Annotated in this window: 16 protein-coding genes and 1 pseudogene; all 17 read right to left on the bottom strand. The window is 63.5% G+C overall.

All coding sequences use genetic code 11. The annotated features are described in order from the left end of the window. Positions 1-60: 60 nt before the first annotated feature. Positions 61-1290: a CaiB/BaiF CoA-transferase family protein gene (locus IVB46_RS04295; protein WP_085405399.1), complete on the bottom strand. Its 1230-nt coding sequence runs from the start codon at positions 1288-1290 to the stop codon at positions 61-63. Positions 1291-1508: 218 nt separating this feature from the next. Beyond that, entirely contained in the window at positions 1509-2195 is a 687-nt protein-coding gene (locus IVB46_RS04290; protein WP_247307458.1) for an outer membrane protein, read from the bottom strand. Positions 2196-2332: 137 nt separating this feature from the next. Next, the gene (locus IVB46_RS04285) at positions 2333-3538 is read right to left on the bottom strand and encodes an MFS transporter (protein WP_247307465.1); all 1206 of its coding nucleotides are present in this window, start codon (positions 3536-3538) and stop codon (positions 2333-2335) included. Between the two features lie 145 nt (positions 3539-3683). Beyond that, complete coding sequence (locus IVB46_RS04280; protein ID WP_247307466.1) at positions 3684-4511, bottom strand: 3-keto-5-aminohexanoate cleavage protein; 828 nt, start codon at positions 4509-4511, stop codon at positions 3684-3686. Between the two features lie 120 nt (positions 4512-4631). Continuing rightward, complete coding sequence (locus IVB46_RS04275; protein WP_085405396.1) at positions 4632-6029, bottom strand: MFS transporter; 1398 nt, start codon at positions 6027-6029, stop codon at positions 4632-4634. A 358-nt stretch (positions 6030-6387) separates the two neighbouring features. Continuing rightward, entirely contained in the window at positions 6388-6591 is a 204-nt protein-coding gene (locus tag IVB46_RS04270) for a hypothetical protein (RefSeq protein WP_247307469.1), read from the bottom strand. A gap of 245 nt (positions 6592-6836) precedes the next feature. After that, a pseudogene (locus tag IVB46_RS04265) lies at positions 6837-7004 on the bottom strand (GDP-L-fucose synthase); the annotation flags it as partial. Positions 7005-7055: 51 nt separating this feature from the next. Next, complete coding sequence (locus IVB46_RS04260) at positions 7056-7697, bottom strand: DUF1109 domain-containing protein (protein WP_247307473.1); 642 nt, start codon at positions 7695-7697, stop codon at positions 7056-7058. 218 nt (positions 7698-7915) lie between these two features. Next, positions 7916-8230, bottom strand: a complete 315-nt coding sequence (locus tag IVB46_RS04255) for a hypothetical protein (RefSeq protein ID WP_247307476.1) — start codon at positions 8228-8230, stop codon at positions 7916-7918. A gap of 231 nt (positions 8231-8461) precedes the next feature. Beyond that, positions 8462-8662 carry a hypothetical protein gene (locus tag IVB46_RS04250; protein WP_247307478.1) on the bottom strand — a complete coding sequence of 67 codons (201 nt, stop codon included), beginning with the start codon at positions 8660-8662 and terminating at the stop codon, positions 8462-8464. A 27-nt stretch (positions 8663-8689) separates the two neighbouring features. Then, entirely contained in the window at positions 8690-8914 is a 225-nt protein-coding gene (locus IVB46_RS04245) for a hypothetical protein (RefSeq protein WP_247307480.1), read from the bottom strand. A gap of 1 nt (position 8915) precedes the next feature. After that, positions 8916-9551: a cytochrome b gene (locus tag IVB46_RS04240; RefSeq protein WP_247342144.1), complete on the bottom strand. Its 636-nt coding sequence runs from the start codon at positions 9549-9551 to the stop codon at positions 8916-8918. A gap of 111 nt (positions 9552-9662) precedes the next feature. After that, a complete protein-coding gene (locus IVB46_RS04235; protein ID WP_247307484.1) occupies positions 9663-9953 on the bottom strand; it encodes a hypothetical protein in 291 nt (96 codons plus the stop codon). Between the two features lie 145 nt (positions 9954-10098). Next, entirely contained in the window at positions 10099-10656 is a 558-nt protein-coding gene (locus tag IVB46_RS04230) for a sigma-70 family RNA polymerase sigma factor (protein WP_247307486.1), read from the bottom strand. Between the two features lie 262 nt (positions 10657-10918). Then, complete coding sequence (locus IVB46_RS04225) at positions 10919-11302, bottom strand: hypothetical protein (RefSeq protein WP_247307489.1); 384 nt, start codon at positions 11300-11302, stop codon at positions 10919-10921. A 335-nt stretch (positions 11303-11637) separates the two neighbouring features. After that, positions 11638-13164: a VWA domain-containing protein gene (locus tag IVB46_RS04220; protein ID WP_247307491.1), complete on the bottom strand. Its 1527-nt coding sequence runs from the start codon at positions 13162-13164 to the stop codon at positions 11638-11640. A gap of 610 nt (positions 13165-13774) precedes the next feature. Continuing rightward, complete coding sequence (locus IVB46_RS04215) at positions 13775-14332, bottom strand: sigma-70 family RNA polymerase sigma factor (RefSeq protein WP_247342141.1); 558 nt, start codon at positions 14330-14332, stop codon at positions 13775-13777. Positions 14333-14625 lie beyond the last annotated feature (293 nt).

Raw genomic sequence — 14625 nt, 5'->3', positions numbered from 1 at the left:
TGCGCGCCAGCACCGCATTGGTCTTCGCCAGCACGCCCCTGGGAGGATCAGGAAGCGAAGCTAGATGATCCCCTGCTGCTTCAGCTGCTCGATTTTGCCGGCATCATAGCCGAGCTTGCCGCCGAGCACCTCCTGGGTGTGCTCGCCCAGCAGCGGCGGGGCACGATAAGTCTCGATCGGGGTCTCCGAGAGGGTCAGCGCGTTGCGGATCAGCGAGAGATCGGGCTCGAACGGATGATCCACCTTCACCCGCATGCCGCGCGACTGGACGTGCGGATCGGAAAACACCTGCTCGAAATTGTTGATCGGGCCTGACGGCACGCCGGCCTCCTCCAGCTTGTCCAGCCAGTAGGCCACCGGCTGCTTCAGGAACAGGCCGGCAAAGATCGCCATGATTTCCTTGCCGTGCACGACGCGGTCGTTGTTCTTGACGAAGCGCTTGTCGTTCGCAAGCTCGGGCTCGCCGAGCACGGCGCAGGTGCGCTGGAACTGGCCGTCATTGCCGACCACCAGCATCAGCTCGCCGTCGGTGCAGCGGAATACGCCGGCCGGCATGCCGCCATTGCCCCAGGTGCCGCGGCGCGGCGGCATCTTGCCGTTGACGAGGTAGATCTGCAGCCAGTGCGACAGCGATGCGATGACGGTGTCGAACAGGCAGACGTCGATGTGCTGCCCCTGCCCGTCATTGGCGTCGCGATGGTACAGCGCCGAGAGAATTCCGATCGAGGTGTTCATGCCGGTCATGTAGTCGACGATCGACGGGCCAACCTTCATCGGCCCCTCGCCGGGCTCGCCGTCGATATGGCCGGTGACGCTCATCAGGCCGCCCATCGCCTGCAGAATCGCGTCGTAGCCGGCGCGCGGGGCGTAGGGGCCGGTCTGGCCGAAGCCGGTCACCGAGCAATAGATGATGCCGGGGTTGATCGCCTTGATCGTCTCGTAATCGAGGCCATAGCGCTTGAGATCGCCGACCTTGTAGTTCTCCATGAAGACGTCGACGTCCTTGGCGAGCGCGCGGATGATCGCCTGCCCCTCGGGCTTGGCGATGTTGACGGTGACCGACTTCTTGTTGCGGTTGGCGCAGAGATAGAACGAATTGTTGTTGTTCGCCTTGCCCTCGGGGTCGGTCAGATAAGGCGGGCCGAAGGCGCGCGCGTCGTCGCCGGTGCCCGGCCGCTCGATCTTGATCACCTCCGCGCCGAGATCACCCAGCATCTGGGCCGACAGGGGCCCGGCAAGCACGCGGGTGAGATCAAGGATCTTGATGCCTGAGAGCGGCAAGGCCGACATGTCGATTTCCTCCGGGAACTGATATTGGCGCGGCGGCCTTAAGCCCTGGCCGCGCTCCCTGCGGATACACCATTTTGGAGTTCTGAGCACTGCGTTCGGGGCATACGGCTATCCATCGCCCGGCAGCAGGAGCGGCCCTGCGGCGGGCGAATTTCCGCGCCACGGCTATCGCGCCTGCGCCGGCGCTCCGCCACGGCGATCCGCGCCGCTGATGACGGCTAGAACCTGACGCTGATTCCACCGCGCACGGACTGGAAGCGAGGATGCTGCTCGTAGCTCCCGACGTCGGGCCAGTCGAAGCGGGACGTGCCGAAATCGCTATAGCGATATTCCAGGCGCGCCGTAACCCGATTGGTCAGCGCCGCTTCTCCGCCGACGCCTGCGGTCCATCCGGTCTTCGAAATGTCGGCATCCACCGTGGGAACTGCCAATGTCGACGTCCACCGGTACTTCAGCTCGGTGAACGCCAAGCCACCCGTCACATAGAGCAGCAGGCGCTCAGTCGGTGTAAAGCCGAGCCGTCCGCGAACGGAGGCCTCCCACTCCTTGCGCGCGTCGTATCGGAAAAACGGGATGTTAAATCCGCCGTTCACCGGGCCCACGTCTACATCGGCCTCAAGGCCAACAACGAGCCTGTCCAATTGATGGTTGTAGCCCACATGGACACCGCCGAAGCCGCCGTCCGCGCGGACCCCATGCGTGAAGCCGGTCGGAGGCCCGCCCAAGAAGAATTCGACAGTGCGATCCTGGCTCCACGCGTAACCACCTTGGACACCTGCATAGAAGCCAGTCCATGCGAAGGGCGACACGGCGACAGAGCGCACTGCCTTAACGGGCAAGTCGGCAGCATCCGCACCGACGGCGGAGCAGGCCAGCGCGGCGAGGCAGATCAGCGTGCGTTTCATTGCAAATTCCAGCCCATGGGATTGACGATTCCAACTCTAGCGGGTTCCCCCCGCTTTTGCTGTGGCGGCCGGGCGACACTCGGTGAAAACGAATAGGAAGCGACCGGCAACTCGCGGCAACCGACGTGCCGCCGACCTCACACCACACCGGCCGCGGCCACCTGCGGTCGGCGGCGGCCGAGCAGAACCAGGATCAGCACCGCTGCGCAGGAGCAGACGAAGGTGAGACCGAGCGCGCCGCGGCTGCCGAACTGGGTGAGCAGGCCGGCAAGAACGGGCGGCGAGATCGCGGAGGCCAGATTGAGCGGCAGCGCGATCATCGACGACGCCTTGGCGAACTCGGCCTGGTCGTAGAACACCAGCGGTATCGTCGCCCGCGCCACCGCCATGGCACCGCTGCCGGCGCCATAGAGCAGGATGAAGACCGCGACCGCCCAGGTCGCCCCCTCGCTCAGCATCAGAAGCAGCATGGCCACGGGCAGCGCCGTGCCGGCGACAAGCCCCGTCGTAATGCCGTCCCAGCGCCCGCCGCCGAGGAAGTCGAGCCCGCGGGCGCTGACCTGGATCACGCCGAGCATCGAGCCGAAGGCGATCGCCTGCGCCGGCGCCAGCCCCTCGGCGCGCAGCAACTCGATGAAGACGGCACTCAGGCCGAACGTGACGAAGGCATTGACGGTGATCGCGGCGACGACGAGGCCGAACGTGCTCCGCGGAATTGACAGCGCGCTGGCTTGCCTTGCGGGAGCGGTGCCCCCCTCCTTCGCGAGGGCCCGGCGTGGAGTTGCGAAAGCATAAAGCGGCAGCGAAACGAGAAACAGCATGGCGGCGTAGACGAGGCACGTGCCGCGCCAACCGAAATGGCCGCTCAGGAACGAGGTGGTCGGCCAGAAGATGCTGCCGGACAGTCCCGTCACCAGCATGAGCGCGCCAATCGCGCTCTTGGCCTGTCGCCCAGCGACCTCGTTGAGCATGATATAGGCGCCGGTCGACAGCGTGGCGCTGCCGCCCATGCCGAGGATGACCCAGGCCACGAAATAGAGCATCGGCTCGTGCGCAAAATACAGAAGGACATAGCCCGGCACGGCCACGACGGTGCCCACCATCATCACCTTGCGTGCGCCGTGCCGCGCAAAAGCCCTGGCGAGCCAGGGCGCGCACAGGCCCATGGTGACATAAAGCGTCGAGGTGCCCGCAAACACCATCGGCAGACTCATGCCGAGATCGGCCGCGAGGTCACGGCCCACGATCGGCGGAAGGCCGATCGTGCCCCATCCAATGAGCTGGGTGATTGCAAGCACCAGCAGGACCCCGATGAGCCTGCCGTCAGATTTCAAGAACCGCATTCCGATCGTCGCCTGCCCCAGCTGCATGCGTGCGCATAGACACGTCATAGCGGGAGTCTTGATAACGGAAGTCCTGGCGCAGCGGAACGCCGGCCGCCGAATGGCAGAAGGCGGCCGGGAGCATGTCAGCAGGAGGCAGTAGCCCCTACCCCGCGAGCCCGAGCAAGGATCGCGCCTCGGCCGCGGTCGCGACGCGCCGGCCGTGGCGCGCGACAGCCTCGCCGGCGATGGCCACGAGCTCAGCATTGCTGGCGGCCAGGCGGGTCTTGTCGATCCTGATATTGTCCTCGAGCCCGGTGCGCACCGCGTCGGCGCCGCGCGCAAGCGCCCAGCCCATGACCTCGGCCTGATGGCGTCCGATCCCGGCCGCCGTCCACGTCGCTGTCGGGATCAGCCGCTTCAGCTCTCCCAGGAGGATGTCGAGGACATGCTCGTCGGCCGGCATCGCATTCTTGACGCCCATGACGAACTGCACGTGCGGACGTGAGTCCATCAGCCCCGCCTCGATCAGACGCCGCGCACCGTGTAGATGCGACAGATCGAAGATCTCGATTTCCGGGCGGATGCCATTTGTCTTCATGCCGGTCGCGAGAGTCTCGACCAGGGCGGCGCCGTTCTCATAGACAATCGTCGGAAAGTTCACCGATCCTGTCGACAGCGAGGCCATGTCCGGCTTCAGATAAAGCGATGATCCCCGCGCCGAGGGATCGCGGCCCCGCCCGCCGGTCGAGAACTGAACGATCATCCCCGGACAATGCTTTTTGATCCCCTCCTGCACCTGCGCGAAGCGCGCGGGGTCGGAGGACGGCGTCTCGTCATCGTTGCGAACATGGATATGGGCAAGCGTGGCGCCGGCCTCGAAGGCCTCCTGCGTCGACTCGATCTGCTCGGACGGCAAGATCGGCACCGCGGGATTGTCCTTCTTGCGCGGAACGGAGCCGGTGATGGCGACAGCAACAACAACGGGGTTCATCCCTTGACCTCATGATGATCGCGCTCGCGCGCACGGAGTTCGAATAGGCACTCAAGTAACGCATCGAGCCCTGCCGCTGCAAACATCATCGATCGCAGCGGCAGGCCCGTTGCGTGCCCTTCAGGTCGGAATTGCGGCCGCACCGCTCGCCGCCTCCGCACGCTGCCGCTCATAGTCGGCCCGCGGCATCGGAACGGCCTTGGGATTGCCGAGATCGTCGATACTGACCCGATAGGTCTCCCGGGCCGTGACGGCCGCCAGCGCCGCGATGACAGTGATACCGAAGGCGATCGCTCCCACCGTCAAGGGGATATTGTCCGAGCCGGGAGGCGCCACGGTCGCAAACAGGGCCGGAAGCAACGCGGTGATGGTCGTTCCGATGTTCTGCGAGATCGCCATCGCCGACACCCGCGTGCGGGTCGGAAACAGCTCCGGGTAGAAGCTCGGGAAGATCGCGTTGTAGCCCTGATAGACGACGCCCCACATCAGCAGCGACACCAGGATCGCGAGCGGCACATTCCTGATGCTGATGGCATAGAGATAGACGAAGGCAAGCAAGCCTGAGAGCAGCGCGCCCACGATGATCGGAGGCTTGCGACCGACCTTGTCGGAGAGATTGCCGACGAAGGGAATGACGAATATGGCCAGCATATTTCCGAGGACCGGGATCCACAGATAGACGTCCTTGGCAAAACCGATGCCATAGGCCGGCTGCACCGCGTAGGCCGCACCGAAGATGGTCGCAACGACCGGGATGACGTTCATCAGAGCCATGCAGATGACCCTGAGCATGTCGCGCCAGCTCAGCTTGATGGCCTGAACAATGGGCGACCGCGGCGTTTCTCCCCGTGCGCCCTCTTGCGCAAAGGCAGGGGTTTCGTCGACTTCGCGACGAATGATGTAGCCTGCGACAATGACGAAGAAACTGAGCAGGAACGGAATCCGCCATCCCCAGCTATTGAATGCGTCGGTCGGCATATAGGCCGCCAGCGGCAGGAACACGGCTGCCGCGAGGATTTGTCCGGCCTGCACGCCCTGAAGGGCGAAACTGGCATAGAAGCCGCGCCGGCCGAACGGCGCATGCTCCAGGATCATCGAGCTCGCGCCGGAGATTTCACCGGCCACCGCAAATCCCTGCACAAGGCGCAGGATGACGAGCAGGATCGGCGCCAGGATGCCGACCTGCTGATAGGTCGGCAGAAAACCCACCGCCATCGTCGAGATGCCCATCAGGAACATGCAGACGATGAGAACGGTCTTGCGGCCATGGGTGTCGCCCCAATGTCCGAGAACGAAAGCCCCGATCGGCCGGGCCACATATCCCACACCGTAGGTCGCCAGCGATGCGACGATGGCGACGGTGGGGTTTTCCGACGGGAAGAAGATTTGCGGGAAGATCAGCGACGCGGCGGTCGCGTAGATGAAGAAGTCATAATATTCGAGAGCCGAACCGATCCAGCCGCTCGCAGCAGCCTTCCGGGACTGACTCATGTGACGGATCGTGCGAGTCGTGGTCATCGCAGAAAATTCCTCCACTGGGTTTGCTGACGTCCCGTTGTCGGGCTTCGCTAGAAATTGGGCAGCATTCTCCGGGCGCTCTGCCGACTTCCGCGAGCGCTTGTCACTGCCGATGGGTATCCGATTGGTCGCGACAATAGGCTTTCGCCGGGCTAACACAATTACCCAGTTATGCGATAAACCTAACATGATGTTATTTTCGCGCGGGGGCGCGCCTCCGCCCGGCGGTCACGCGCGCGGACCGGCTCGACAGGCCGTCACGGGAAATCAATCACGCGGATTGAAGGTTCGCGCGAATAGCGCGTGCCGTCGATCGCCCGCGGGGTGCGGGCGGCCGAGGTGACGAAGTTACCCGAAGTTAGCTTCCAAGCGCGGTCTCTCCCCGCTCGCGCCCGGGCACGCTGACGTGAACCTCATGCCCCTGGCGAAGTGCCAGCGAGGCGGCAGCCACCGCAGATTCGAACGCGGATTCCTTGGTGGCGTATTTGCCGTTGACGTTGCCGTCGTGCAGCACGCCCCATTCGCCCTCGACCGGGATGATCGCGTATTGAGCAAGGCCCATGGTGCAACTCCTCGATATCTAGCGCTGCGTGACCTGCGGATGCGCCGTCGTCACCCGCCACACGGCGTTGCCACTGTCGTCGGCGAAGAGCAGTGCGCCGGTCTTGTCGATGGCGACAGCATCGGATGAACCGGATGACCCGCGATTTGCGCGGTGGAGCGCACGCGCACGGCTTGGTGCACGGTCGGCCTCGTGTGGCTTTTCGCCCTGCCCGACCGGCCAACTCTTGCTTGCGGTGAAGGTTCCTACTCTCGCGCCGCCACCGGCGCGCCGGCCCGATACGCCGCATAGGCGCGCCTCAAGCCATCGTGAAGCGGGGTCGCGGCGCGCCAGCAGAGCTTTTCGCGACGGCTGACGTCGAGCAGTTTGCGCGGCGTTCCATCGGGACGCGAGCTATCGACACTGATATCGCCGACACGCATTTGTCGCGGTTTCGAGTTCGACGCCGGTATTGACGCAACACCTCACCACCGCAGGAGCCGCGGCCCGAGCGCGGCCCCCGCCAGAGTGCACACCACGATCGTTCCAGCATACCAGTGCGCGACAAAGGGCAGCGAATCGTCGGTGCAGTGAAGCGCGTAGGCCACTGCGCTGATGCCGCCAGCGACGAGACCAGCGAACACCCCTGCTCGGCGCAGGTCGGTCGGTGCCGCCTGACGCACCGCCCACATCGTCAGCGCAAATGGCACAACGGCGATGATCGGGATCGACACCAGACATTCCAACCACGCGTCACCCGCAGCCATTCGGTCCCAGTGCGACACCGGCGCCGAACCGATGCTGACGAGCGCCAGCGCCTCGATCAGCAGAAACGGCAGGACGACGACCGCCACGCCGTGCTTCAGGACGCCGCCTGGACGGGACAGCCTGGCCAAGTAGATTGCCGCAGTGCCGACGATGGCGGCAGCGAAGGTGATCTTCAGAACCAGGAATGTCCACGCCTCTACCGTGGAAAGGCCTGTACGTGGGCCAAACCCGGCCAGGATGGCGGTCACGGCAAGGACCAATCCAGCAGCAACCGCCAGGGCGATACGTCGACCGACGGCCCTGAAGTCCACGGGATCGATGCGCGCGCTCAAGGCCTCAACAAGATCGTCGGTCTTCATGCTCCGTTCTCCTTGGCGCGCCGACCTCTGACGGGCGTCGTGCCCATCTATCACTTGGGGCACTTTGCGCCGCCCATTCCGGCCAATTCGGAATTCCTGAGCTTTCCGGTTACGTGACCACGCGGACGTGACAGCGGGTATTGAGGTGGACCATCGGCGACGTCTTCGCCGAAGGCCGTCTCGCGCCTGAACTGGCGATATCCTCCGACCGGCGCCGGCTATTTCTTCTCGTCCTGCTTCCCGCTCGCACCATGATCGGCATGGCCCATGCCCTGGCCGCAGCATTTCATCTGCTGCATGCCCGACATCATGCCCTTGCTATCCGAGCCCATGCCCATCATGCCGCTACCACCCGCGCCCATCCCCATCCCGTCAGCGGCCGCCGGCTTGTCCGTGGCCGGCGGTACCGAGGGCTTCGTGGACGAGCTCTGCGCGAGCACGGCAGAGCCGGCGGCAACGCTCGCCACGACGACGAGCACCGCAATCGCTGTTTCCGTACGGCTTCTCATGAGCTTTGGCTGTTTGGTTTCCATCGAAAATGTTCCTTTGATTTCCGGCTGCGGCCGACGTGATCAAAAGCCCAGGGCCCGCCTTGCGCCGGTTAGCTCGCCAATCCCGCTGCCGCCGTTCATCCCCGCGGGTCGAACCTCGTCGGTGAAGGGCGCCTCACGCGCCCGTCTGCAGATGAGTTCGGAGATTTTCGATCGCCAGTTACGTCATCACGCTCTGGTGAAGACGGAGAACGAAAATCTCCAGACGCGGCCTCACGATGGAGCCGGCGTCGACCTGGAGGGTCGAGTGCCGAAGCGGCGTGCGACATCGAAGCAAAGCCGCACGGCGGCAATGGCCGCAATGGCGGCCAGCAGCGCCAAAAGGAGAGCGGTCATAACAAGAGCTGCGTCGGCGAGCCGAATGCCGCCGATCATCAGCGCACCTGTGCCCGTATTCATGCAGTTCATCATCATGTCAGCACACTGATCCTGGATTCCCCATCACGCTTGCGACCATCGCCCTGCCAAAAGCAGCCGGAGAAGTGCGGCGATCGCGAGAAGAAGCACCAAGGCTGCCAGGACATGCAGGACCGGCGCGGATGTGAGAACGATCAGCAACTGCGCAGACAATCGGCCCGCAAGACCCAGGGCTTGCTCGACGATCCCGTTCGAACTCACATGATCCATGTGAGACATCGTATGGTGCATTTCAGACATGCCTTCCATCTCAGCGTTCCTCCATTCCAACGACGTCTGCTCCCGGCTCATTCAGCCGGTCGGGTTGAGAATTCGCGGTCCCATATGAATCCGATACCGATCCAGCGCGCCGCCCAAGGACTGGAACCATCCTGACAAGAATGGGGTCCCGAAGGACGAAATGGTGGAAAAGCGCCGCCATCACATGGAGCAAGATCAGCGCAAGAAGCGTCCAAACAAAGAAGACGTGGACATGGTAGGCCGTCATCGCGCTGATCGGGCGGCCGACAGAAAGGCCGGAGCCGAGACGGTCAATATTCGGCAGCCCGGGAACGGTCATGCAGCATCCCATCGACGAGGCGACGATCCAGCCGGTCAGTGGCGTCAGCAGCATCAAGGCATAGAGCGTCCAATGCATTGCCTCCGCGACCAGATAAGGAATGCGCGAGCCTCCGCTCTTCTCTTTCGGCCATGGCAGTAACGTCCGCAGGAAGAGCCTGATAACGACGAGGCCTAGAACGGTGAGGCCGGCATAGGCGTGCGCGGCGAATGCTTCCTGGCGCGGGCCGTTTCCATAGACGGCGCTCAAGCCGAAATACAGGGCAAGGATCATCGCCCAGGCCGCGACCCAATGGGCGATGACCGAGATGACATTCGGCCGTTTCAAGTGTCGGATCATTGGTATCGATGGATGTCGCGAAATGAACTGTGCAGCCGGTCTTGTGGTCGAGACCGGCTGGCACATCTGGCGGATGTGCCGGCCGGCCGTAGCCGCGCACTAGAAACCTCGCGACGGCGGAACGGAAGATTTCGGTCCGCCGACATAATGCCAAGAGTTGTCCTCGGTGGGCGCCGACGCGACGGCAGGAGAAGCCGTCCGGCCGATCGCAGCGAACGCATCATGAGGCGCATGTTGCGTGTCGACGGTACGGTAGGAACTGGGACCTACCTCGATCGGCCAATAGCGTTTGTCGGAAATCGTCGCGCCCGCATTTGCGGTTGCCGACATCGCCACCAGCGATGCCAGAAATGAAATCGCAAGAAGGGGCTTCGTGAACTTCGTCGACATTGTCTGCTCCTTTGTCATTCGAAGGGCGCGACATGCGCGCTCCTGCAAGTGAGTTCGGAGCTCTTGTTCGGACAGTTACACGATCACGCCGCAGTGAAAGACGATGACAAGAGCCGCCGCAACAACCGCCGCGGCGGGAGGTCAGTCACGCGTCACGGTCCCTGCCGATGAAGGAAGCCAGCGCCTTCAGACCGCGGTGGATACTGATCTTGACGTTCGATTCCGACATGCCGTAGCGCGCGGCGGTTTCGGCAACGCTCTTGCCTTCGAGCTTGACGGCTTCGATCGCCTGGCGCGTCTTCCGCGGCAGCCGGCCGAGAAGTTTCGCCATGTCGTGCGTCCCCTCGGTCGACGCGTGGTCGTCCGCCGCCATCAGTTCCTGATGATCGTCGATCGGAACGTCCATCCGCGACATCTTGTTGCTGCGGAGGCGGTCGATCAGCTTGTAGCGCGCGATGGCATGAAGCCATGGCGTGAATAGTGCATCGGGGTCATAGGTGTGGCGCTTGAGATGGATCGCCAGCAGCGTCTCCTGGACCAGGTCTTCCGCCTCCTCGACGCTGCGTCCCGCCCCCATCATCCTGCGCTTGAAGTAGGAGCGAAGACGAGGCGCGAGCTTCGCGAGCAACGTACGGTAGGCGGCCGCATCGCCGCGCTGGCTCGCCAGCATCAGCGTCTTCAGTTCGGCTTCATGAGCAGTCATGTTGGCACAGCCGGTTGTTCTGTGGTTTCGCCATCGGGCTATCGGACACCCACGGACTCAGCATTTGCGATCAATGAATTTCCCGATCTCCCTCGGGCGAGGAGAAGATTGCCGCCGCACGATCGCCCAGCGTTCCTGCGGGCATGATCGCGGGCGCGCCTCTCTCGGGACCATCCTTGTTGGAATCGGAACGGCGAAAGCGGCGCGCGACGGCGTGTGCGCCGATCGGCGCACAGTCAGCAATCAGGCGCTGGCGCGCCCGTCAGATGTTCGTTCGAGGGGGACGTTCGGGCGGTGACTTGGCGAGCCCAGCCGGTACGAACTCGCTAGCTGGCGCAATCCGGGCAATCAAGATCGGGATTTCAGCGATTGTGCTCGCCTGCCTTGGCCCAGAGAGCTTGATCATGCAGTTTGCGAAGCCACAGAAGCCACATTTGTCGCAATCGAATCGAATGGGAGACTGCTTCTTCGGGCAACAAGGCATGCCGTCCGCCATTTGCATGGCATCATTATCGGCCGCGGCCGCCGTCATGGCCGCAGTGAGGGCTGGAGGCGCAGCCGCCATCAATTGCGCAGCAGGTCCAATGAAGACCCCCATCGCAATCCCCAGCGCCAAAAACCAGCACATGACAGCTCGAAATTTCATGGCCGCAAAATTCCACGGGCGGGACGGATTGAGAAGCCCCCTGGTCCTGAATTCGGCGACGGTCGGCGATCAGTTACATCACGCCCTCGTGAGGATCGACGCGTGTGAGCCGAGAGCGCGAGTCTCTTGGTGACAATTCACGCGTCCGCTTTCTGGTTTGGATGTGGCACACGGCGTTGACACCGCCTAAGCGCTACCATCCAGCGAGCAGTGGCGGCACGAAATTTTCCGCCTTGATGGCTTCGCATCGCGTTGGGAGGCCCGGAAGCGGAGGCAACTTTGCTCCGCTTCCTGTCGATGCCGGAATGGGCGCGCTGGCCTAAATCGAAGAGTGATCACGGTCGCAGCGGCTGCATCGCGCTCGCAGTTTTGGCCGCGCGCACCAACTGAAGGAACTCGGAGCGATAGCCGTAAGGATCGTCGCCGCGCGCGGCCGAGGCGATACGGAGCACGTCGTCATAGCCGAACCGGCCGGTGTGCTTTCCGCCACGTAGAATCTCGCCGAACGCGGCAACACTGGTTGCAAAGCGAGCATCGAGTGGCGCGTCCTCGAAGCGGCCATGTTCCGATGCGCGATCGACGGGGGTGCTGACCAGCACGCTTTGATCGGATCGCGGCAGCTTGTAGCGGATCTTGACGAAGGCATATTCGGCCGGCGACGGTGAGTCGCTCGCCGGGGCTTGCGCACCGTATCGAAGATCGTCGACCACGCGAGGCCCGCTGACAGGCACGATGTCGTAGAGCGCCGTCACGGTTTGCCCCGAGCCGACGTCGCCGGCATCGACTTTGTCATTTGAGAAATCGTCGCGATTGAGAAGTCGCGTCTCGTAGCCGATGAGGCGATATTCGGCGACGGTCGCCGGATTGAACTCGACCTGGATCTTCACATCCTTGCCGATCGGAAACAGCGTCGAACTTGCCTCTTCGACCAGCACCTTGCGTGCCTCGTTGATCGTATCAATGTAGGCGGCGACGCCGTTGCCGTTCTGCGCCAGCGTCTGCGCCAGCGCGTCGTTGTAATTGCCGGCACCAACGCCGAGCACGGACAGGAAAATGCCCTTTTCGCGTTGACGCTCGACGAAACCTTTCAATTCATCCTTGTTCGTAATTCCGACATTGAAGTCGCCGTCGGTGGCGAGGATGACCCGATTGACGCCGCTGGCGTCGAAGTTCTGCTCTGCAAGCGCATAGGCTTGCCTGATGCCTTCGGCACCCGCCGTGCTGCCACCCGCCTCGAGCCGATCGATCGTCGCCAGGATTTTCGCTTTCTCGGACACGGAAGTGGGCTCGAGCGCCGCGCCGGCATTTCCGGCATAGGTCACGATCGCGATGCGGTCCTCGGGCTTCAGCTGGGTAACGAGCATGGCGAGCGACTGCTTCACGAGCGGCAACCGGTTCTGCGGCTCCATCGAGCCCGATGTATCGATCAGGAAAACGAGATTCGCGCGCGGTCGGCTCGTCTGTTGCAGCGCATAACCTTTGACGCCAATGCGAATGAGCTTGCGGCCTTCCGCCCAGGGGTTCGGAAACACGGCAACGTTGGCCCGGAACGGTTCGCTCGCCGATGCGGGGGCTTCATAGGCATAGGGAAAGTAATTGATCAGCTCCTCGGTCCGAACGGACGTGGCCGGCGGCAGGACGTTGCGGTTGAGCTGTGCGCGGACGAACGCGTACGACGCCGTATCGACATCAATAGAGAATGTCGAGACGAGTGCGTCGCGCGCGACCTTGAAGGCGTTTTCCGGCGCGTTTGCAAACTTGTCGCGGCCGATAGGCTTGGACGCAGCAGGAACACGTTCGCGCTGGTCCCGAAAGACTTCGACCTGCGCCAGCAGTTGAGCAGACGGCGCGCGCGAGAGCATGTGATCGTTCCGGCCTCTAAGAGCGTACATTTCTGACGATGCCCCCTGCATGGGAGCCCTCAACGCCGTCGCGGGAGGCGCCTTCGGAGCGTCCCGGCTGGCAATCAGATTTTCCACGCGCGACCTGGCGGGAGGCGGCGCCGCGGCAGCCGAAGGCGCGGCGCCTTCCTGGCTGGGCTTTCCGGCCTGACTGGCGGTTTGGATTTGCATTTGCGGCTGGGCGTGGCTTTCGCTTTCCTTCTTTGCTTCCACTGTCGAAGGAGCTTGAGCGACGTCGTTGCTTGCCACCTTCTGTTCGACGGGTGCAGCGACATCCTGCGGCTGCGGCGACCACATGAGATGGAGATAGGCGCCCGATCCGGCAACAATACAGGCCAGGCTGGCAGCCAGGAGATATCGCGTACGCTTCATGACGGTCCTCTCGCGCGACGGCCGCAAGGACGCGGCGGTTCGCTCGATGAGACGGATGTCGGTCGGCATTCCTTGGCTGTCGTCGGCGTTTTTTTCCTCGGCGCTTTTTTGATCGAAGCGCAGCAGCGCCTGTTGCACAGAAGCGGCACGCGCGTCCGGCGCAGGCGGCGGAGGGTCGGGCAAACGCATGATGTCGTGATCAGTACTCATCGCCGATGTCCTTCGCGAGACCCGCCTGTCGCCTCAGCTCGTGCATGCGCCCGGAGATGGTCGACTCGGAGACGCCCAGGGCTGTGGCCGCCTCCGCGTGCGTCATGCCTTCGCCGACCACAAGCACGACCGTCTCCCGCAGCAGCGGCGAAAGCCGCGCCAGCTCGCTCGCGAGCCAGCTGCGACGAAAGAGATCCCGGCCATCCGGCGGCGCCGCCATTTCGGCAAGAACGGCGAGATGGCCTTTCAGCCGCGTCAACGTCGAATGACGCCGATGGTGGTCATGGCAGGCGTTGCGCACGATACCGACCAGCCAGGTTGTGAACTTCGCCTCCCCCCTGAACGAAGCGATCCGTTCCACCAGCGCGCAGCAGACATCCTGGCAAATGTCCTGCGCGTCAGTCTGGGAGCCGGTCATGCGCCACGCAACCCGGTGCATCAGGTCGTAGTGACGCCGCAACAAGGCTTCGAATGCAGCACGGTTGCCCTGCGTGGCCAGACTGACGAGGTCGTCATCCGTGGCGCCGCCATCCGGCGGCTCAGTCACCTGCGGTCATAAGCTGAATGGCGCCCCCCATGCCCTTTCCTCAAAGCCGACAGGATTGAGCAAAACAATTGGGACCGTTACCCGGTCCCCCGGGCAGTCCCGTCCTGGACCGCGACCGCATGCGCTTTACCATAGTAGTTCCACCCATAAGCCGGGGCGCCGAGAGGAGATTTTTCGGGCATTCACGAATTGAGACGAACGAGACGCCGGAATCCTTGGGCCAGGTTTAGAAAAATTTCCGGACGGCGCAACACCGAGGCCTTACGGCGCTCTTTGGCGGCGGCAACGCGAGC

Source organism: Bradyrhizobium sp. 61 (assembly GCF_023073075.1).
In the GTDB taxonomy this organism is placed as follows: Bacteria; Pseudomonadota; Alphaproteobacteria; order Rhizobiales; family Xanthobacteraceae; genus Bradyrhizobium; species Bradyrhizobium barranii.
This window is presented reverse-complemented; position numbering and strand designations above follow the sequence as displayed.

Coding starts and splice junctions, on each gene's coding strand:
- IVB46_RS04250 (WP_247307478.1), bottom strand. CDS start 8,662: ATGATGATGAACTGCATGAATACGGGCACAGGTGCGCTGATGATCGGC.
- IVB46_RS04220 (WP_247307491.1), bottom strand. CDS start 13,164: ATGCTCTCGCGCGCGCCGTCTGCTCAACTGCTGGCGCAGGTCGAAGTC.
- IVB46_RS04230 (WP_247307486.1), bottom strand. CDS start 10,656: ATGACTGCTCATGAAGCCGAACTGAAGACGCTGATGCTGGCGAGCCAG.
- IVB46_RS04295 (WP_085405399.1), bottom strand. CDS start 1,290: ATGTCGGCCTTGCCGCTCTCAGGCATCAAGATCCTTGATCTCACCCGC.
- IVB46_RS04225 (WP_247307489.1), bottom strand. CDS start 11,302: ATGAAATTTCGAGCTGTCATGTGCTGGTTTTTGGCGCTGGGGATTGCG.
- IVB46_RS04245 (WP_247307480.1), bottom strand. CDS start 8,914: ATGGAAGGCATGTCTGAAATGCACCATACGATGTCTCACATGGATCAT.
- IVB46_RS04255 (WP_247307476.1), bottom strand. CDS start 8,230: ATGGAAACCAAACAGCCAAAGCTCATGAGAAGCCGTACGGAAACAGCG.
- IVB46_RS04260 (WP_247307473.1), bottom strand. CDS start 7,697: ATGAAGACCGACGATCTTGTTGAGGCCTTGAGCGCGCGCATCGATCCC.
- IVB46_RS04280 (WP_247307466.1), bottom strand. CDS start 4,511: ATGAACCCCGTTGTTGTTGCTGTCGCCATCACCGGCTCCGTTCCGCGC.
- IVB46_RS04290 (WP_247307458.1), bottom strand. CDS start 2,195: ATGAAACGCACGCTGATCTGCCTCGCCGCGCTGGCCTGCTCCGCCGTC.
- IVB46_RS04285 (WP_247307465.1), bottom strand. CDS start 3,538: ATGCGGTTCTTGAAATCTGACGGCAGGCTCATCGGGGTCCTGCTGGTG.
- IVB46_RS04235 (WP_247307484.1), bottom strand. CDS start 9,953: ATGTCGACGAAGTTCACGAAGCCCCTTCTTGCGATTTCATTTCTGGCA.
- IVB46_RS04270 (WP_247307469.1), bottom strand. CDS start 6,591: ATGGGCCTTGCTCAATACGCGATCATCCCGGTCGAGGGCGAATGGGGC.
- IVB46_RS04275 (WP_085405396.1), bottom strand. CDS start 6,029: ATGACCACGACTCGCACGATCCGTCACATGAGTCAGTCCCGGAAGGCT.